The organism is Paenibacillus riograndensis SBR5, from assembly GCF_000981585.1.
Classification (GTDB): domain Bacteria; phylum Bacillota; class Bacilli; order Paenibacillales; family Paenibacillaceae; genus Paenibacillus_AQ; species Paenibacillus_AQ riograndensis.
In genome coordinates, this window is record NZ_LN831776.1 from 5,045,398 (window position 1) to 5,064,821 (window position 19,424).

Annotated in this window: 15 protein-coding genes; 6 read left to right on the forward strand and 9 right to left on the reverse strand. The window is 51.8% G+C overall.

What is annotated here, in order from left to right; translation table 11 throughout:
* Nucleotides 1-215: 215 nt before the first annotated feature.
* The 6 genes from ltrA to PRIO_RS21405 all read right to left on the reverse strand — a co-directional run bounded on the left by ltrA (nt 216) and on the right by PRIO_RS21405 (nt 8,621).
* Nucleotides 216-1,508 (reverse strand): group II intron reverse transcriptase/maturase, encoded by a 1,293-nt coding sequence (gene ltrA, locus PRIO_RS21385; RefSeq protein WP_020425999.1) that lies wholly within the window; start codon nt 1,506-1,508, stop codon nt 216-218.
* A gap of 499 nt (nt 1,509-2,007) precedes the next feature.
* A complete protein-coding gene (locus tag PRIO_RS37220; protein ID WP_269451265.1) occupies nt 2,008-2,136 on the reverse strand; it encodes a hypothetical protein in 129 nt (42 codons plus the stop codon).
* A gap of 122 nt (nt 2,137-2,258) precedes the next feature.
* Nucleotides 2,259-3,233, reverse strand: a complete 975-nt coding sequence (locus tag PRIO_RS21390; RefSeq protein WP_020426812.1) for an aldo/keto reductase — start codon at nt 3,231-3,233, stop codon at nt 2,259-2,261.
* 85 nt (nt 3,234-3,318) lie between these two features.
* Nucleotides 3,319-6,573 (reverse strand): ATP-binding protein, encoded by a 3,255-nt coding sequence (locus tag PRIO_RS34015; protein WP_020426813.1) that lies wholly within the window; start codon nt 6,571-6,573, stop codon nt 3,319-3,321.
* On the reverse strand, nt 6,551-6,931 hold the full coding sequence (locus PRIO_RS21400) for a response regulator (protein WP_020426814.1): 381 nt from the start codon (nt 6,929-6,931) through the stop codon (nt 6,551-6,553). Before PRIO_RS21400 ends, PRIO_RS34015 begins: the two co-directional genes overlap by 23 nt.
* A 49-nt stretch (nt 6,932-6,980) precedes the next feature.
* Nucleotides 6,981-8,621, reverse strand: coding sequence for a GGDEF domain-containing response regulator (locus PRIO_RS21405; RefSeq protein ID WP_020426815.1), 1,641 nt, complete (start codon nt 8,619-8,621; stop codon nt 6,981-6,983).
* A 231-nt stretch (nt 8,622-8,852) separates the two neighbouring features.
* Between PRIO_RS21405 and PRIO_RS21410 the strand changes: the two genes are divergently transcribed.
* Nucleotides 8,853-9,122: an ACT domain-containing protein gene (locus PRIO_RS21410; protein WP_019910116.1), complete on the forward strand. Its 270-nt coding sequence runs from the start codon at nt 8,853-8,855 to the stop codon at nt 9,120-9,122.
* Nucleotides 9,123-9,174: 52 nt separating this feature from the next.
* Nucleotides 9,175-10,530, forward strand: coding sequence for a PFL family protein (locus PRIO_RS21415; RefSeq protein WP_248630926.1), 1,356 nt, complete (start codon nt 9,175-9,177; stop codon nt 10,528-10,530).
* A gap of 869 nt (nt 10,531-11,399) precedes the next feature.
* Here the strand turns inward: PRIO_RS21415 and PRIO_RS21420 are convergent.
* Nucleotides 11,400-12,338 (reverse strand): sigma-70 family RNA polymerase sigma factor, encoded by a 939-nt coding sequence (locus tag PRIO_RS21420; protein ID WP_046504619.1) that lies wholly within the window; start codon nt 12,336-12,338, stop codon nt 11,400-11,402.
* Between the two features lie 42 nt (nt 12,339-12,380).
* On the reverse strand, nt 12,381-12,827 hold the full coding sequence (locus PRIO_RS21425) for a carboxymuconolactone decarboxylase family protein (protein ID WP_020433158.1): 447 nt from the start codon (nt 12,825-12,827) through the stop codon (nt 12,381-12,383).
* A gap of 350 nt (nt 12,828-13,177) precedes the next feature.
* Here PRIO_RS21425 and PRIO_RS21430 point away from each other — a divergent pair, with 350 nt between their 5' ends.
* Nucleotides 13,178-14,632 (forward strand): transposase, encoded by a 1,455-nt coding sequence (locus tag PRIO_RS21430; RefSeq protein WP_046501121.1) that lies wholly within the window; start codon nt 13,178-13,180, stop codon nt 14,630-14,632.
* A gap of 659 nt (nt 14,633-15,291) precedes the next feature.
* Here PRIO_RS21430 and PRIO_RS21435 read toward each other — a convergent pair.
* A complete protein-coding gene (locus PRIO_RS21435) occupies nt 15,292-16,755 on the reverse strand; it encodes an MFS transporter (protein WP_407944468.1) in 1,464 nt (487 codons plus the stop codon).
* A 163-nt stretch (nt 16,756-16,918) separates the two neighbouring features.
* Here PRIO_RS21435 and PRIO_RS21440 point away from each other — a divergent pair, with 163 nt between their 5' ends.
* The 3 genes from PRIO_RS21440 to PRIO_RS21450 all read left to right on the forward strand — a co-directional run bounded on the left by PRIO_RS21440 (nt 16,919) and on the right by PRIO_RS21450 (nt 19,249).
* Nucleotides 16,919-17,353, forward strand: coding sequence for a MarR family winged helix-turn-helix transcriptional regulator (locus PRIO_RS21440; RefSeq protein ID WP_020427760.1), 435 nt, complete (start codon nt 16,919-16,921; stop codon nt 17,351-17,353).
* A 157-nt stretch (nt 17,354-17,510) separates the two neighbouring features.
* Nucleotides 17,511-18,017, forward strand: a complete 507-nt coding sequence (locus PRIO_RS21445) for a YbaK/EbsC family protein (RefSeq protein WP_020427759.1) — start codon at nt 17,511-17,513, stop codon at nt 18,015-18,017.
* A 50-nt stretch (nt 18,018-18,067) separates the two neighbouring features.
* Entirely contained in the window at nt 18,068-19,249 is a 1,182-nt protein-coding gene (locus PRIO_RS21450) for an MFS transporter (RefSeq protein ID WP_020427758.1), read from the forward strand.
* Nucleotides 19,250-19,424 lie beyond the last annotated feature (175 nt).

Here is a 19,424-nt window from a genome sequence, read left to right on the forward strand (position 1 = left end):
AAAATAAGGGCTCCTCTGTCCGCTTCAGTCAGCGGATGGAGCGCAATCCTTCTGCATCGCTTATATCCTGTGAGGCTTCCAAGATATCCACATTTTCTTACACTGTATAATTTCTAGAGTAAAGGGCTGGTGCAACCCAGCCCCTCCTCATCAAACCGTACGTGAGGTTTTCCCTCATACGGCTTTCCGATGTTCGTCATTCATGGGCATGCAGATTACAATAGCGTTTTTAGTCCATATTGGATGGTCAAATATTTAACTTCTGACCTGGACCTCATCCATCTCCCGCGTTGTCTCTTCTTCGCGTACCACCGGGTTAATCTTTGCAAAATATACCAATCCAGTTTCGCTAATCTCTTTTGGCTGTAGTTCGTGTAGTAATAATTTCTCCATCCTTGAATCTTTGGATTGAGCCATTCCACCTGTTCCGCCAACGTTCTTGAGCGCATGCTCGGAGGGGCTAATCTTTCTTTGACCACGCCTCGGATGCGCTCCTCTGCCTTTTTCGTTAGCCATTGCTGTGTGGTGTAATATACCTTCCCTTGGGAAGTTTCTGCTTTCGTTTTTCGATGGTGCATTCCTAAAAAGTCGAATCCTTCGTCTCCTGTCCACAGGCCTACAATGCGGGTTTTGGTCGGATGTAGAGTTAACTCCAGACGTTCCATGATTCTGCTTATGAGCTCATAGGCATGTTCGGCGTCCTTTTTCGTTTTACAGACTACGACGAAATCGTCTGCATACCTGGTCAGTTCCCCCAATCCACTTCCGTGTTTCTCCCATAGCCGGTCAAAGTAGTTCAAGTAGATATTCGCCAACAGCGGTGAGATGACGCCACCTTGTGGTGTCCCTAAATCGGAACGCCTCACGTTTCCTTCTTCCATAACTCCCGCCTGAAGCCATTTCCGTATTAACTTCAAGATTCTCCTGTCATTGATACGCATCTGTACCAGTTTCATGAGCTTCTCTTGATTAATGTTGTCGAAGTAACCTTGGATATCGACGTCGACTACCCAATTTCCTTTGCGGTTGCAGGCTTTCCGGATTCGTTCCAGCGCTCCTTTCGCACTTCGCTTCGGGCGAAATCCGAAGGATACTTCTTCGAAGTCTGCTTCGAAGATGGGCTCAATCACGAGTTTGGTTGCCATCTGTATGACTCGGTCGCGCACGGTGGGTATGCCCAGCGGCCTTGGCTTCCCGTCTTTCTTTGGGATATAGTGCCGCCGCACAGGCTGCGGATGGTAGCTGCCTTCTTTCAATTCTCGCTCACAGGTCTTAAGGAAGTTCGTTTCTCCTCGTTCCTCGATGTCTGCGAGCGTCACGGCATCTACTCCTGCTGCTCCCTTATTCGCTTTCACCCGTTTCCAGGCTTCACACAGCACATCCGGGCGGTAGACCTTGTCATACAGCGCATGAAATTTACGCTTCTTGTTCTCCTTGGCCGCATGACCTAGCTTTTCTTGGAGTTCTTGAACTTTTTCCTTTGGTGTCGTTAGCCCTTTGGCATTCACTCACTCGTACCTCCTCCAAAAGCATAAACAAAGCAGGGCTCCTTCCCTCCCTAAGGTTATGTTGTCCTTAGGTTCTTCGGTATTATGAGCCCCTCGGACTCCCTTCCCACAGACGGTTCATTTCATCTTTTGGACTTATAGAGCGTCTCTTTACGGGTTTCTAAAAAAAAAATTCCTCCCGTGTGGGGGAGGGTCTCCCCAGTTCACTGCGTCTTCTTTCCTTCCATGCCGATCCCCATACGCCGGAGGATTCTTCACTGCCGTTCCAAGTTCTCTGCAGCTTCCGTGGTCTTCACCCGTATAGGCGAGGCTCGACTTCCTCTCTCCCCCCTTGCGGGGCCTTTGTGACGACGCGGCAGGATTCACTTCATGTTACGGCCTAGCAGGTTGCTCGCCCTGTCTCTGACCGGACTTTTGTCGATGCGCTTCTACGCACAGATTTCGCCGTACGCAGGCATCCCAGCTACACGGGGGCTTGGCCCCTCCCGTGACCGGACTTTCACCGGCTAGAAGATACGTGCTTTCTGGGCACGCCCAATACAACAAAAAAAGCGAGTGTCTCCCGCAGGATACACTCGCGCAGTCCGCCTGCCGCATGTTTCTGCGGCAGGCGTTGCCTTGCATTCATTGTCAAGCCGGAACGTTACCAGGCTTCTTCCCTTGCTTCCGCCGGACGCTTACCTGCCAGCTTCTTGCCCTGCTTCCGCCGACGCTTACCCCCGGCCTCCTGCCCCGCTTCCGCCGTGACGCTTACCAGGCGTAAGCCTCCGGTGCCGGGCGGCCCGGTCCCGGGAAGATCTCGTCCAGCTTCTTCAGCACATCCGCTTCGAGCACGATCTCGGTCACTCTCAGCGAGTCTTCGAACTGTTCGAGCGTCCGCGGTCCGATGATCGGCGCAGTCACCGCCGGATTCGCCAGCACCCAGGCCAGCGCCACCTGGTCTTCATGCTCTCCAAGCTCCTTGCAGAGCGCGGAGAACTGCTCCAGCTGGCTGCGGTGCTGCTCCAGCTTGGCCGAACGGGCGCTGCGCACGCCGGTCTTGGACAGTGCATTGCGTCCCAGCAGGCCGCCGGCCAGCGGACTCCAAGGAATGACTCCCAGGCCCAGCTCCTGCGAAGCCGGAAGGACCTCCAGTTCCGGTGTCCGTTCCAGCAGGTTGTACAGATGCTGCTCGGAGACAAGCCCGAGGAAATGGCGTTCCTTGGCCTTAGCCTGGGCGGCGGCAATATGCCAGCCCGCAAAATTGCTGGACCCGATGTAATCGGCTTTGCCCTGGGAGACCAGAATTTCAAACGCGCCCCACAGCTCATCCCAGGAAACATTGCGGTCAATATGATGCATCTGGTACAGCTCAATATGGTCGGTCTGCAGGCGTTTCAGCGAGCCTTCAAAATGACGTCTGATCTTGTATGCGGACAAACCTGCACCTGAATTGGGACCGTCCTGCTCGTCGAACATGTCATTGTATACCTTGGTAGCCAGGACGACCTTCTCGCGCCGGCCGCCTCCCTGCTGAAACCAGCGGCCGATGATTTCTTCGGTCCAGCCGCGCCGGTCATTACCGCCATACACGTTGGCTGTATCAAAAAAGTTGATTCCCGCATCCAAAGCAGCATCCATAATTCTAAATGCTTCCTTTTCCTCGGTTTCCGGGCCAAAATTCATCGTCCCGAGACATAATTGGCTGACTTTTAAACCGGATTTGCCTAAATAACTGTACTTCACTCGCATTTCCTCCCTTTCATTCCTGAATGGTTGTCTGCTTCGATTTCACTATATACCTTAGAGTCCACTGTAAGGCAAGCCCTGATTAGCAGTCATTACCGGGAAAAAGGACTTCCCCCGACTTCAGCTTGATTTCTACAATTTCCTGCAGTGTTTTCGACAGCTCACCCGGAGGATAAGGTTTGGTCAGATAAGTCTTCACGTTTTCAAGCAGGCTTTTATCCGTTTGGTCCAGTGCCGAAGAGATCACAATCGGAACCTTCTCCGTCCGGGGATCATTTTTGAGCATACGGATCAGATCCCACCCGTCCAGCTCCACGCCCAGCATCAGATCTACGACAATAGCCACAAAAGGCGATTTCAGCGCCTGGTCAAATGCTTTTTGCGGATGGTAATGATGGGTGACCCGGAAGCCTTTGCCCTTCAGCTCTTCCGAGAGCAGCAGAGACAGGCTGTAATCATCCTCCACAATCATCACACTCGGCTTCTGTTCCTTGTCCGCACCCCACTTGGACATTTCCTCCACAGGCCTGCTTTCTTCCGCAACCTGCACAGGGAGGCTGAACCATACAGTAGATCCTTCACCCTCTACCGAATCAATGCCAATGGTCCCTTTGTGTTTTTCAATAATCTCCTTGCAGATGGCAAGCCCCAGTCCGGTCCCCCCGATCCGCTTGGATGCACTGTTGTCCACTCTTCTGAATTTCTGGAACAGCTGGCCGATCTGATTTTTGGGAATCCCCAGCCCTTGATCCTGAATTCGTACCAGTATCCGGCCCGGTTCATTATGGAGCATCACCTTTACTTCATGGCTTCCCGGTGAAAATTTGATGGCATTGCTGAGCAGATTGGTGAGCACCTGGACTATTTTGTCCCTATCGACGGCCACTTCATCATGCACCGCTTCATCTTCAAAAAGAATATGATGGGTGCTGCTGAGCTTATACTGGTCAATCACGCCGAGCACAATTTCGCTGAGATGGGCCGGTTCCACATTGTACTGCTGTGTGCCCGACTCCATTCTTTGCAGATCCAGAAAATCATTGATCAGCTCCGTCAGGCGTTTGGCTTCCTTATGAATCGTCTCCAGATATTTCAGCTGCTTCTCCGGCTTCATGGTTTTGGACAGCAGCAGCTCCGTGAAGCCAAGAACGCTGGACAGCGGTGTACGCAGCTCATGGCTGACTGTGCTGACCAGCTCGGACTTCATCACATCAAGCTCATATTCACGGGTAATATCGCGGTGTACGAACAATGTGCCGATCCGGTCTTCACGCCGCAGCACAGGGATGGCATAGACGTCCACATGCTGAATTTCTTCTTTGCCCAGCGAATATTTCATTGTACTGGAATCCAGCGCTGATTCAGCTATCGCATTCTCGTAGAAGCTCCGCAGTTCTGCCGATTCATTGGACTTGCCGGTGAACGCATCCAGCCAAGCCTCCGCAGGAATAAGCGAACCTTCGGCCCATTCGTAGTGAAACAACTGGCTAAGCGCCTTGTTGATATGCTGCATGACGCCTTCGGTATTGACGAACTGGATTCCCTCGTTGACATTGTTGACGATATCCTGGTTCAGCTTGCGCCCGTGTTCGATTTCTTCGTACATCATGATCCGCTCAATCGCCAGCGCCACCCGGCTCGCGAGGCCCTGAATTTCGCTGATCTCCTCTTCGGTGAAGGCATGGCCGATCCGGCTGCCGCAGAATACTGCCAGAATCTCATCATTCCCGCCCACAACAGAAGTGTAGAAATCGTAGCACAGGACTTCATCCGGTGAAATGCCCTGCTCCCGCGGCGAGCCTGTTCTTTTGACAATATAGGACTTCTCTTCTTTCAGGCGGTGCAGCATGTCGAGATGATGATGATCGAGATACTGCTCCACTTTCTCCTGCGGCACGCCTTTGACCACGGCGATCTTATCTTTGACGAGGAAAAAGAGGCTGGAATCAAACGCATAAATCTGGTTCATGAACCTGCTGAATTTCCCGGCAAATTCCTGCTTGTCCAATGTATAGGTAAGCTCATGGTTCAACTGGTTATAGCGCTCAAGCATCACTGTGGTCTGCTCCGTATTCCGGAGGGTAACCGCCAGCTGCTGCTGCGCACTTTTGAGGGAAGTGATATTGTTCGCGATCAGGATATACTGGTAGACCTTGCCCTCATCATTCAAATAAGGCATCACCGTCATATGGAGCCACACGGACGCCGAACCATCCTTCACCAGAGCCTCCACTTCTCCGCTCCAGATCCCGCCGGTCGACAGTTTGAAGAAGATCTGTTCAAGCTGGGAATCCGTAATATTAAGCAGCTCCAATAACCGGAAAGGATAGCCTATCATTTCGGAATGGCTGTAGCCTGTATACTTGCTCAGATTGTCATTGGCGTAAGTGAACAGCCCCTTATCCGACAAAATGCCGACGGCTGAGGTCTGATTGAGCGCCTTCATGATGCTTTCAATTTCAATCAGAGAGCGCTCCAGCTTGAACTGCTGATCCTGAAGCTCATCCTGCTGGGCCTGCAGCTCTTCGTTCTGCATCGTCAGCTCTTCTTCCTTGTCCTGGATGCTGTGGGCCATATTCAGAAATGCCTCATACAAGCGCCCGATCTCATCCTGCTTATGCAGTCTGCCGAGCAGAACCGCCTCACCTGCCGCAAGCGAATGGGTAGCCTCCTCCAGCCGGACAATCGGATCAATCAGCACCTTCAGCATCCGCCAGATCATCAGTGTGAAAAAGAGGAGCAGAAAGGCGCTGATGCCAAAAGCGGCAACGGTATAGCCGTCGGCCTTCCGGATCGAACGGTCCGCCATCTCACTTAATTGCTTATCAGAGTTATCCTTGAAAGCCTTGGTATAGGCGAGAAAATCATTCAAAGCCTGCGTGCTGCCGCTCTGCGAAAGGGTCCGGATTCCCTCATAATCATCGCTCTCAACCAATTGAATCGCCTTCGGCAGCGTCTTGCTTTTATAGTTGGTGTAAAAAGCCGACAGCGCATCCCGGTATTCCGCCTCTTCTGCCGACAAATTCAGCGTGGAGTATTGATCCAGGATACCGTCCAGATTCTCAAGCGCTGTATTCAGCAGGCTCAGCTCATTGCTGTTCTTCAGGGCAACATAACCCCTGGCCCGGAAAAACACCTCGTTCAGCGCACCAGCCAGCCTGTCTATAGTATGGGCTTTGGTCTGCAAGACCTCCCGCTCTGCCTTCAGCTTGCTTTGCTGCGAGTTAATATAGAAGAAGAGGACGGTCACTGTCACAACCAGGAGCAGAAATAACAAGGTAATGATACGGTAATATTTTGTTTTGATGCTGTGGTTAGAGGGTTTCGCTGTTCTCATGTAGAATGCCCTCCACAATTTGCAGAAGTTCCATGGGGCTGAACGGCTTGGGCATGAAAAAGCGCGCTCCGGCATCCCGGGCCTTACTGCGGTCGTTCTCCTGCGCCTTGGCGGTCAGCATCAGGATGGGCATGGCATTTTTTTGTTCGATGTCCAGCGCCTCCAGCACTTCGATTCCGGTCATCTCGGGCATCATATAATCCAGAATAACGAGATCGTACAGCTGCCCGGACAGCTTAGTTAATGCCTCCGCACCGTTCTCGGCCGTATGAATCTCCACATTCTCCAGATCCTCCAGCGTGTCTTCAATCAGCATCCGCAGAACCTCTTCATCATCCACGATAAGTACTTTTTGCATTTCTGCTTCTCACCTTTCTGCTCCTCTTGATGTTGTGCAAGTTTCTGTATCAGAACAAAAATCTGTGTGCCAGCCGCTCTATTCTGCTCAGCAGTTCCGGCAAATGAAACGGCTTTACCACATAATCATCGGCACCCATTTGCAAGGCATGGATGATATCGCGCTGGTTATTCCGTCCGGTCAGCATGATTACGAGAATATTCACTTCCGGGTAGCTGCTGCGAATCCGCTCCAGGACCTCCAGTCCGTCCAGCTCCGGCATGATGCCATCAAGCAAAATAATATATTTACCGCCTTCCGCATACCAGTCCGATTCCAGAAACTGCGGGCCGCCTGCATAGCTGCTGACCTTCACTTGGCCAATGCCCGCCGGTTCCCAGACGGCGAAATGCTGGGTCACAATCCGGCGGATCAGAGCGTCGTCATCGATGACAATCACATTCAGCAGCGATTCTTCCTGGCCGGTGCCAAGCTGTTTGGTATACAGGGTAGTGCGGTTCCTTCCTTCAGCCTTGCTGGCATATAGCGCCTGGTCTGCTTCCCCGATCAGCCGGTCCGGTTCATGAAGGGCCTCGCGGACCTCCGTAATGCCGGCTGAAAAGGTAACATGAAACTGCTCCTTTTTGGCGGTAAAGCTTCTTGCGGCAAACTCCTGCTGAATCCGCTGCACCACCAGAAGGGCTGAAGCCGAATCCGTATTCGGCATGAACAAGGCAAATTCTTCTCCGCCGAACCGGCAAAAGGTATCTTCTACACGTATGGAACGCCGCACCGCCCCGGAAAAGGTCTGCAGCACTTCATCGCCGACCAGATGGCCATAGGTGTCATTTACATGCTTGAAATGATCCAGATCCATCAGCGCCACCGAAAAAATCCGGCCGGTCCGCCGGAAATCGGAAACAAGCCGCTTCATCGTCTGATTGAAGTACTTGCGGTTGAACGCACCGGTCAGCTCATCCACAATCACCGATTCCTGCCACTCCCGCTTCAGCTCAAAACGGTTTTTGATCAGCACCAGGAACAGATCGATGTCCAGCGGCTTCGGCAGATAATCCATCACCCCCAGCGAATAAGCGTACATTTGAATATCCTTGGAATGCTCGCCGCTGACGATGATGATGGGAATCCGTTCTTTTTTGGCCTTGCCGATGATTTGCTTCAGCACATCAATTCCACTCTGGTCCGGGAGCAGAATATCCAGCAGGATCAGATCCGGCTTGCTTTCGTAAAATATTTTCAGTCCGCGCTCGGCGGACAAGGCAATGCTGACATAATAGGACTGCTTTTCAAGGGATTCGCGTAAAAAAGCCACCAGTTCAACATCATCATCAATGATCAGAATCTCATGCTGGTGGTGTATGCCATGAAACGGTTCTGTCCCCGGCGGACTGGAACTCTGCAGCATCGGATGCGCTTCATCTTGCTCATTGTCAAAAAGCTCCAAAAGCGGGTATAGGTAATCTCCCCATTCCGCTTCCGTCCAGCTGCGATGGACATCTTCCGAGAAATACAGCATGATGCTGCCCGCCTGCTGCTCGACCTTGACGAGTCCCACCGTTCCGGCGGTACCCTTCAAATTATGGAGGAAACGGTAAATATCTTTTTCGCTGACGAATTCCTGTGAGGACCAATTGTGGAGTGTTTGTCTGGTACGTTGCGCGACCAGCTCTTTGTATTTTCTCGTTGTCATTATTTCTCCTTCAAGCCGCTAATATAAACAAGTTACTTAATCATAGCTTCTCAGCCCTGTCAACTGTATTCTATGAAAATTGGGGCTTAAGATCAAATCTATGAAGATATGGACAAAAAAACTTCGGTTGTAGAGTTGCCGTTCCTTTGCCATAATAATTGAAATGGTTCATTCCGTTAAAGCGGCGGATGGACAAAGCACCAGATAAATATATTAATAGGAGGCTTTACATTGAAGGGGATTATCACAGTACTGGGAAAAGACAAAGTCGGTATTATTGCCAAGGTCTGCACCTATCTCGCAGGCCATAATTTGAACATTCTGGACATTTCACAGACCATCGTACAGGATTACTTCAACATGATGATGATCGTGGATATTTCCGCACCCAGCAAATCCTTTGAAGAGATTGTGGAGGATCTGCAGCAGGTGGGTGAAGAGATCGGCGTGGAAATCAAGCTTCAGCATGAGGATATCTTCAATATTATGCATCGGATTTAAACCGCTGAAAATTGAGATACAGCACTAAATTAATAAAGGAGTTTAACCTATGATTTCAATTGTGGAAGTACAGGAAACGAATAAAATGATCCGGGAAATGAACCTCGATGTCCGTACCATTACGATGGGAATCAGCCTGATGGACTGTGCCCACACCGATATGCGCGTGTTCAATCAGAATGTGTATGACAAAATCACCCGCTCCGCCGAGAAGCTGGTCAAAACCGGCGAAGATCTGGAGCGGCAATTCGGTGTGCCGATCGTCAACAAGCGGATATCGGTTACTCCTGTCTCCATTGCCGCCGGGGCGGTCCACACCGATACCTATGTCCCGGTTGCCGAAGTTCTGGACAAGGCGGCCAAAGAGGTTGGCGTGAACTTTATCGGCGGCTTTTCGGCGCTGGTGCAGAAGGGCTGCACCAAAGGCGACCGGATTCTGATCGACAGCATTCCTGAAGCGCTGGCGGTAACAGAAAGAGTGTGTTCTTCCGTCAATGTCGGCTCCTCGCGCAGCGGAATCAACATGGACGCTGTGAAGCTGATGGGCGATATTATCCTTCAGACGGCAGAGCGCACTAAGGAGTGCGATTCCATCGGCTGCGCCAAGCTGGTGGTGTTCTGCAATGCGGTGGAGGACAACCCGTTCATGGCCGGTGCGTTTCACGGAGTCGGGGAGCGCGAATGTGTAATCAACGTGGGCGTCAGCGGTCCCGGCGTAATCAAGCGGGCGCTGGAGGAAGTGAAGGGCCATGACTTCGAGACGCTGTGCGAGACGATCAAGCGGACCGCCTTCAAGGTTACCCGCGTGGGCCAGCTGGTTGCCCAGGAAGCCTCCAAACGGCTTGGTGTGCCTTTTGGCATTATCGATCTGTCGCTGGCGCCAACCCCGCTGATCGGTGATTCCATCGCCGAGATTTTTCAGGTGATGGGGCTGGAGGAAGCAGGCGCACCCGGTACGACTGCCGCACTCGCTATTCTTAACGACAATGTCAAAAAAGGCGGCGTTATGGCTTCATCCTACGTCGGCGGGCTCAGCGGCGCTTTTATCCCGGTCAGCGAAGACCACGGCATGATTCAGGCCGTGCAGCGCGGGGCGCTGACACTGGAGAAGCTGGAAGCGATGACCTGTGTCTGCTCGGTCGGCCTTGATATGATTGCTATTCCCGGCAGCACCAGCAAAGAAACCATCGCAGGCATCATTGCCGACGAAGCGGCTATCGGCATGGTCAACAACAAGACCACAGCAGTCCGCGTAATCCCGGTCATCGGCAAAGAAGTGGGCGAAATGGTTGAATTCGGCGGTCTGCTCGGCTATGCACCGGTCATGGCTGTGAACAAGTTCGACTGCTCTGGGTTCGTTAACCGGGGCGGACGTATTCCGGCTCCGATCCACAGCTTTAAGAACTAGACTCATTAACAAAAACGGCTGTGCCGTCCTCCACGGGCTGCGCAGCCGTCTTGGTTCTAGCGTTACCTGGAGAACGATTCCCCATGAATCCTACGGCAACTTTTTAAGTGGAAAAAGGTTAACTAATTTGCCGGAGTACCCTATCCTCGGGCAGATGAAGTGGAAAAAGGGACACTAATTCAGCTCATTTCGCCATTTTTCAAGAAAATTGGCCCAATTAGATTTACTTTTTCCACTTCACTCTCAGGATTTCTTAATTTCCGGAAAAATAAGTTCCCTTTTTCCAACTATATAAGTAGAACTTAAAGAGCTCATAAAAAGGGTAGAAGTGCCGAGGGGAAGTTTGGATACTTACAGAGCGGCAGCGTCCGCCTGAAAGCTTTCCGTAGGAAAGCTAGCATCGGAAGCATAATCAGTCACCGGATTTCAACCGCAAAAGGCGATTCCAATCAAGAAATTCTTACGACAACAGCGGCTGGAAGTCCAAACATTCCCCGCAGTTACGACCATACCCAACAATGTAAAACTAAAGTTCAACTTATATAGCACCTGCGGAGAAACCAGTAAGTAATATTTCTGCCGTTGTTTCCGGGCAAACTGGCCTTCGACGCTCCAACAACGGTATTTCTGCCGTTGCTCGTTACAAATTCGTCCAAAGTATTTATTTACAACTTTAAGCATAATATTATCCACTTGCGGAAGTTTCCTATACAATAAATAAGGGGCCCCAAAACATATAAATTATCTTTTAAAAAAGCGCCGCCTGCCCGCAGCCCGGGCAGGCGGCGCTTTTTTGTTGTGGAATTATAGATACCGGAGACCTGGCTTTTGAACAGGACCTATACGTTCCAAAGCAGGGCCGCTAGGCTTTAGGCTGACACATGCTTCAGCTTACCGGGAGCCATAACCAGGTACAGCTCCTGAATCTGCTCCCCGCTCTTGTCCAGTGTCAGGCAGAGCACCGCCCGAACCTCTCCTTGCTGCTTGAACACAAGATTCGGCTCGCCGTTGATACTGCCGACTGCGACCTCCCACTCACGCATTCGCTGGAGTACCCTCCGCGAAGTCAGCAGTGCCAGCACACCTTTGCGACCGACCATAGGTCTAAGAATCGTATGCACTTCCTGTCCGCCCCCGTCACCGATAAGCACAGGTTGTTCAGCCAGCAGCGCCAGCATGCCGCCAACATCATAAGCTGCAAAAGCGGTGGTGAACCGGCGCAGCAGCTTTTCTCTAGAAGCGGGGTTCGCCTCCCCTGCTGCCGCTGGCAGCAACTGCTTCGATTGAAGCGTGCGCTTGGCCCGGCTGAAGATTTGCCGGCAGTTGCTCCCGGACTTGCCAACCATCTCTGCGATAGCATCATATTCGTACTGAAAAACCTCCCTCAGCACAAACGCCGCTCTTTCTGTGGGTGACAGCCGTTCCAGCAGGACCAGAAAAGCATAAGACAGCGTATCCTTCCGCTCCGCTGACGCTTCCGGCCCGTCGTAAGCCTCGCTGACAGGCTCGGGCAGCCACTCTCCGATATAGGTTTCCCTGCGGCTGCGCGCAGAGCTGAGGATATTCAGGCAGCGGTTGGTAATCCCCTTTGCCAAGTAAGCCTTCATATTGAGCACACCGCTGAGTTCCTTCTGCTGCAGCCCGGCAAAACAATCCTGCACGGCATCCTCCGCATCGGCCACAGTTCCCAGCATTCGGTATGCAATCGAGAAGGCATAACGATTATAGCTGCGGTAGATTTCCTCCACGCTAAGCTCTCCCGCTATCTGCGGAGCCGTGCTGCCAGCCTTACTGTCCCGGTCCTTCACTGCTGTCCCCCCTGTGCTTCCAGCCTAACTTTTTGCTGTGGTTCAGTTAAAACAACCCGGATACATTCCGGTAGAGATTGCGATACGGTTCCAGCTGTTGATTGTATTGATGACCATAATCCAGTCTACAAACTCTTCCTGGCTGATATGCTCCATAACCTTGTCATACAGCGCCGCAGGAACCCCGGCTTGACTAATAAGGGTTACCGTTTCGGCAAGTTCAAGCAGCGCTTTTTCCTTATCTGTAAACAACGGCACCTCTCGCCATACACTGAGCAGCAAAATATGGTCCGCATAATCGCCCAGCTTCATCAGGTCCTTCGCATGCATATCCAGGCAGAAGGCGCAGCCGTTGATCTGGGAGACGCGTATTTTCACTAACTCATATAATACCTTATCTTTGATCCGTCCGCCTCCATACTGCTCCAGCGTCATCATTGCCCGGAAAGCCTGCTCATTTACCGCTCTGTAATTAAATCTTAAACTCATTCTCATCGCCTCCATAATGTGTGTACATACTGTAGACAATGTACCTTGCGGATTTGTGACAGTAATACTTGAGATTTGTGACAGTAATACTAGCAGATTTCTTCCTGATTGCACTTTAGGCAACAGAAAACTTATGCCTCTGTGCGAGAATCACTTTCTGCTGTATTTCATGCAATAGAAAGCTTACTCTGCTATGCCAAATCACATTCTGCTGTATTTCGGAGACAATTTCATAATTCAAAACCCTTGCTAGGATTGGTTTTTTTGAGCATAGAAAAGGGAGTACCTCCCCAAATCTCGAAGATATAGGTGACCAAACCAACATCCGAGAATGAAAAGAGGTAATCCCCATGTATTCTATTCGGCAAGAAGAGCTGTTTTCCTTTGAGGATTTGTTGCTGATGCGACCGGAAGATAAATACAGTCAGATCTTTGAACACTTAAATCTCGCTCCGGTCTTGCACGCGCTTGGAAAAAAGAACAACCGTGGGCGGCCGGAAGAACTAAACGTACCCGCGATGATCTACTCGCTGCTCATCGCAAAAATGGAGGGCATCGAGTTTGTATCCGCGTTGGTCCGGCGACTTCGATTCAGCGAGGAATTTCGGGTGCAGTGCCGGTTCACCGGTTCCAACCGCATCCCGAGCGAAGCCTCGTACTCCCGTTTGATTCATGTGCTTGAGCAAACGGGCATGCTCGAGGACCTTCAGGATACTCTGGTGCTGTCCGCCCTGGAGGAAGAGTTCGTTACGGGTATGCATCTCGCTTTGGATTCCTCTATCGTTGAGGCTTGGGATAGCCTATTTAGCGAAGCTGCATCCAAACGCCGCGCGGCCCGCCGTGCTAAAAAGCCAAGTGATGCTCCGGTGGCTCAGCAGCTGCAGCTAGAACTCACCGAGCCCGAGTCCGAGCCTGTGGACGAGCGGCCCAAAAAACCCGTCTACCCGCCTGGACGTCCTTCTGCTGAAGAAAAGGAACGTCGGCGCAAGGAACGGGAAGCTTATGAAGAGAGCCTAGGACCGTTTGAGAAAACCATTGAACAGATGCTGCCCTACACGTACGATGAATTGCTTGCAGCATTACCCCGGCATGCCGCGCGTTGTGACAAGAAAAATGCGAAAGGTAGACTTACCAGTTATTACGGGTTCAAGGCAAATCTGCTGGTCGATGCGGACTGTCAGTATATTCTTAGTGGCTTATGGAGTTCGGCGAATTTGAATGACCAGCGCATGGCGGTTATCCTTCTCAAAGGCCTGCTCCTGAAGTTTCCTAGGTTAAACGTAAAGCATGTCTTGGGAGACAAAGGGTACGACAGCGCAGCCATCTACCAGTTGATTCATTCGTTAGGCGCCTATCCTACGATTCCAATGATTCACCACAAAGAGCCGCCCAAGGGAATGAACTCGGACTACAATCCCGTATGCTCACAGGGGCATACCTACCGCTACGACAGTTTTGATGCCAAGTACGAAACGCTGAAGTATACCCAGCCGAGCCAGTGCAAAGACTGTCCACTTTCCGGTTCCGGCTGCCAAAAGGTGTTTAAAATCCGCATACAAACGGATTTACGCAAGCACACCTATCCCGCAAGAGGTAGCGAGAGCTTTACAGAGCTGTACAAGAAGCGTACGGCAGTGGAGCGAGTTTTTGCATATCTTAAAGAGTATTTTGGCATGAAACGTACGCGTCACCGCGGCGTCCGGGCAAGAGTTGATTTCCAGCTCAGTACACTAGCTTACAATCTCAGCAAGTTTGCGCTAGACAAGTTAAACCAGCGGTTACGCAACTCCCAGCAAGTGGCCTGATTTTTTAAAAAATGACCTTAGATTTTGGCCGAGTCTTGCTATTCAGCAAACTGAATTATGAAATTGACTCTTTCGTGCAATAGTTTTGTGGTTTTTGCGTCAAAAGCAGCTATTCCAGGGGATTCTACTGTACAAAGTGCAGCAGATTGAGTTTTTCGGCCAATTTTCGGCTCATCTGCTGTATAAAGTGCAATCGAATGTTGCGCCTGTACCTAATGTGGAAGGATATAGATGATCAAGCTTCTCCCCTTGACTCCAGAGCTAGCGGAAGTTTGGAAGTTTACTACTCTGCCTCCATATAATGCGCCTGAGGTGCTATTAATAATCCCGGGGACATTTTCCCTGGAGATGCCGCCTATACTGGAATCCACAAAAAAGCCTCCCGGCCTGAAGTCAGGCTGAAAGGCTTCCAGTTTGAATAGAGCTTACGATGTGAGCAGCTTTGAGCAGTACCAGTCTGCGGACAAGGCATGGGAACGAAGCGACCAGCGCAGAAGTCGAAGACGGCAGGAATCTCATGCTGTAGAAGTGTTAGGCCGAAAGAACTTCAGGCCGTATAGATCTCAGGCCAAGGGAATTTCAAGCCGCAGAAGTCCCAGGCCGTAGGAATCTCTGGCAATGAGAAGCCCTGCCCGCAGGAATCTCAGGCCGAGTGATTCTCAGGCCGATGCTCTTTTGGCCCGCTTTGCCCTTTTGATCGAAAACAGCCGCCAGCCTGTCAGCAGCGCCGATACAAGGCAGATAGCCGACGAGGTCATGAACACGACATGCATGCCGGAGAGGAAAACATCCGGACGGCCGGGGATCAGATCGGTTACCCGGTAGCCTGCCTTGCTGCTCATTACATTGAAAAGGATCGAGGTGGCAATCGTGATGCCGACAACCATCCCCACATTGCGGACCAGCGAGTTGACGCTGCCCGCTGAGCCCAGCTGGGTCCGCGGGACGGTAGACATTATCAGCGAGTTATTCGGCGACTGGAACAGCCCGCTGCCGATCCCCAGCATGGCAATCCAGACGCCTACCAGTGCGACGGCACTTCCATCATGCAGACGGGCCAAACCAAATTGTGCGATCACCATGACAATCAGACCGGCGAAGGTAAGGAATTCCGAGCCGATTTTATCGGACAATGCCCCGCTAAGCGGAGCGACAATGACCATGGAAATCGGGAACAGCATAAGCAGAAAGCCTGCATAGAACGGCGACAGGTTCAGCATGTTCTGCGCATAAAACGGAGCGATAATGTTAAAGCAGAAATTCGCTACGAATACCAGAAACGCGCATAGTATGCTGAGCGAAAATAACGGGTTCTTGAACAGGGACAGCTGCAATAGCGGCTGGCTCCGGCGCAGCTCTACAATAAGAAAGACAATAAAAGCTGCGGCGGCGGCGGCCAGCGCCGAGATAATCCGGCTATCCCCATACCCCACCTGCTGGCCGAGAAGCATGCCGGCAAACAAGGTGACGATAAATACGGCGAACAGCAGGCTGCCGGGAAGGTCAATCTTGGATTTTACCCGGATCAGATCCTTGGGCAGTACCTTCCACCCCAGCACGATGGCGATCAGACCTATCGGAACGTTCACCCAGAATATATATTCCCACCCTAATGTAGAGACGATGATTCCCCCCAGGCTGGGTCCGGCTATACTTCCAAGAGATACAAAGGTACCGATCAGCCCCAGTGCCTTGCCCCGTTCAGTGGCCGGAAAAATATCCGTGACAATTCCCTGGCTGTTGGCCATGGTCATCGAAGCGCCGATTGCCTGAATCACCCGTGAAGCAATCAGCAGCGGGAGGCTTGCACTCAAGCCGCAGAGCAGCGAGCCGAGGATGAAGATCACCGTGCCGATTTTAAAAATCCGGATCTTGCCGGCGATATCCCCAAGCTTTCCAAAGAACAGCACGGCTGAGCAAATCGCCATCAAATAGCCTGTCGTGACCCACTCCACCTGCGCCATCGGTAAATGGAGCTGCTTCACCAGCACCGGCAAGGCAATGTTCACAATGCTTCCGTCGAGCGTGGACATAAACGTGAACAGGTTCAGAACAATCAGAATCAGCCAGCGTTTCTTCTGAACGGCCGCGTCCTCCTGATAAGTTGCAGTCATCGTACTCATAATAAAATAACACCTCTTATACCCCGGATATAGTTGCGTCCGCAACAAACTTAGCTTCCCTAGTGTATCGCAATTCGGTTGCGCACGCAACTATTTTACTGTACTATTTTAAATTATAAGAAAGCAGCCTGCTGGCCGCAGGATTTTAACCAATGAGGTGTACATGTTGAATTCAAATAGAGAACCCATCGGGAAGCTGGTCTCCCAGCTCCATCGCCAGAATCAAAAGTATCTGGTCAAAGAACTGTTGCCCTACGGTATCGGCAGCGGCGGACAGCACATTTTTTTGAAGCTGATTGTGAACCATCCCGGCATTACGCAGGATCAAATGACCAACGAAATGAAATTCGATAAAGCCACCACCGCCCGCTCCGTGAAGAAGCTGGAGGAAGCCGGTTATATTGAGCGGAGAACCGATCCCAAGGACCGCCGCTCTTCCCTGCTGTATCCGACCCCCAAGGCGGTTAAGTTCGCTCCTGTCCTCCAGTCGATCCTGACAGATTTGGACCGCAAGCTTACCCTCGATTTAGACGGGGATGAGGTTGATCAGCTTATTGCTTTGCTTCAGAAGGTCAACAAAAATTCGGCGAAGCTATGAACAGGTCACTGTGAAAGGCTGCCCAAGCCCAGCCGCATCAAAGCTAATGGCCCCGACAAGGGTGCACAAGCCGATGATGAGATTTACTTTGCCCAATATTCCAAAACAGGTTAAAATGTAAGACAATATGAAAAGCTTTCAGAAAGGAGACTTGACCTTGTCCATTGCAAATGTAAAAGAACATTTCCGGCGTGTAGGGCGGGAGCAGGACATCCTGGAATTTGCCACATCAAGCGCCACTGTAGAGATGGCAGCCGCAACCATTGGGGTCATTCCGGCCCGGATTGCCAAAACACTCTCCTTCCGGGGCACGGATGAGTCTGCCATTCTCGTTGTAGCCGCCGGAGATGCCAAGGTTGACAACAAGAAATTCAGGGAGAGCTTTGGCCTCAAAGCAAGAATGCTCAGCCCGGAAGAGGTTCTGGAGCAGACCGGACACGAAATCGGAGGGGTGTGCCCTTTTGGACTCGCCCGTGATTTGGAGGTCTATCTGGATGTGTCTATGAAAAGATTCACAACTCTGTTTCCAGCCTGCGGCAGCACCAATTCCGCAATCGAACTGAACTGTGACGAGTTGGCCGTCTACTCGGGCGCCAAGGATTGGGTCGATGTCTGTAAAGGCTGGAATGAGCCGCTGGAGACTGGGGAAGGATCAGCACATTGAACCCTACTGTGGACAAAAGCCAATCGCCACCGCGTAAAGAGCGTTTCCCAATGTCTTTGCTTTGCCTTACTTTGGGCGCTTTTGCAATCGGCATGACCGAATTCATCATCATGGGGCTTTTGCCCAACGTTGCCAGAGATCTAGGTGTGAGTATTCCGCAGGCCGGACAGCTCATTACGAGCTATGCCCTCGGTGTTGCCATCGGTGCGCCTGTGCTGACGATCTTCACCCACCGCCTGCCCCAGAAAAAACTGCTCATGATCCTGATGTGCATTTTCATCTTCGGGAACGCTGTGTCGGTGATTGCGCCTACCTATACGCTGCTGATTCTGGCCCGGATCCTTACAGCCTTTGCACACGGAACTTTCCTCGGAGTGGGGACGATTATCGCGGCCCGGCTGGTCCGGCCCGAGAAGCGGGCAGGCGCTGTATCCGTCGTGCTTGCCGGCCTTACAGTCGCCAATATTATCGGGGTGCCCTTCGGTACCTTTATTGGCCAGCAGCTTGGTTGGAGAGCTTCTTTTGGAGCAATCACTGTGCTTGGCGTCGTGTCCTTGTTCGGAATCATCCGGTTCATACCGGTCATTGTTCAGGAACAAACAGCCAATCTCTCGGAACAGGTACGCGGGCTGCTTAATCCGAAGGTGCTGCTGATACTTCTGACAGGGGCCTTGGGCTGCGCAAGCCTGTTCTCCTTATTTACCTACATCACCCCGATGCTGGAGGAGATCACGGGGTTTGCCGAACATAATGTGACTTGGATTCTGGTACTATTTGGAGCGGGGGTAACCCTTGGCAATCTGATCGGCGGCAAACTGGCCGACTGGAAGCTGATGCCCTCGCTTATAGTCAATTTTGCCATCCTGGCTATTATGATCTCCCTGTTCTCTTGGACACTGCACAACCCTGTGCTTACTATCATTAACGTCTTCATGTGGGGCATCGCCGCGTTTGGCATCATGCCCGGCATTCAATTGCGCATCATGAATCTCGCGCATAAAGCTCCGCTACTAGCCACCACATCCAGCCATTCTGCGCTGAACCTGGGCAATGCCACCGGAGCTTATCTTGGCGGAGCGGCCATCACCCAATGGGGCCTTTCCTCCATTCCCTGGCTAGCCGCCAGCCTGGCTGCCTTGGGTTTGGCCGGTGCCTGGCTCAGCTACCTGTCAACCCGCAGCAGGCAAGCCGCCCTGACCGCTGGCGATGTCAGCGCTACCTCTTCTTCATAGAGTGCCTTGGCCGCTAACAGCATCAGCGTCACCCCTTCTTCTTAGAGCTACCTTGGCGCTAGCGATGCCAGCGCTGCCCTATCATCACAAATGGCGCTGGTGTTGTTCCAAAACATAGGCCGGAGTCCCCTCAAAAGAGGACTCCGGCCTGTGTGCGTGTTCTGTGCAGGAAGTG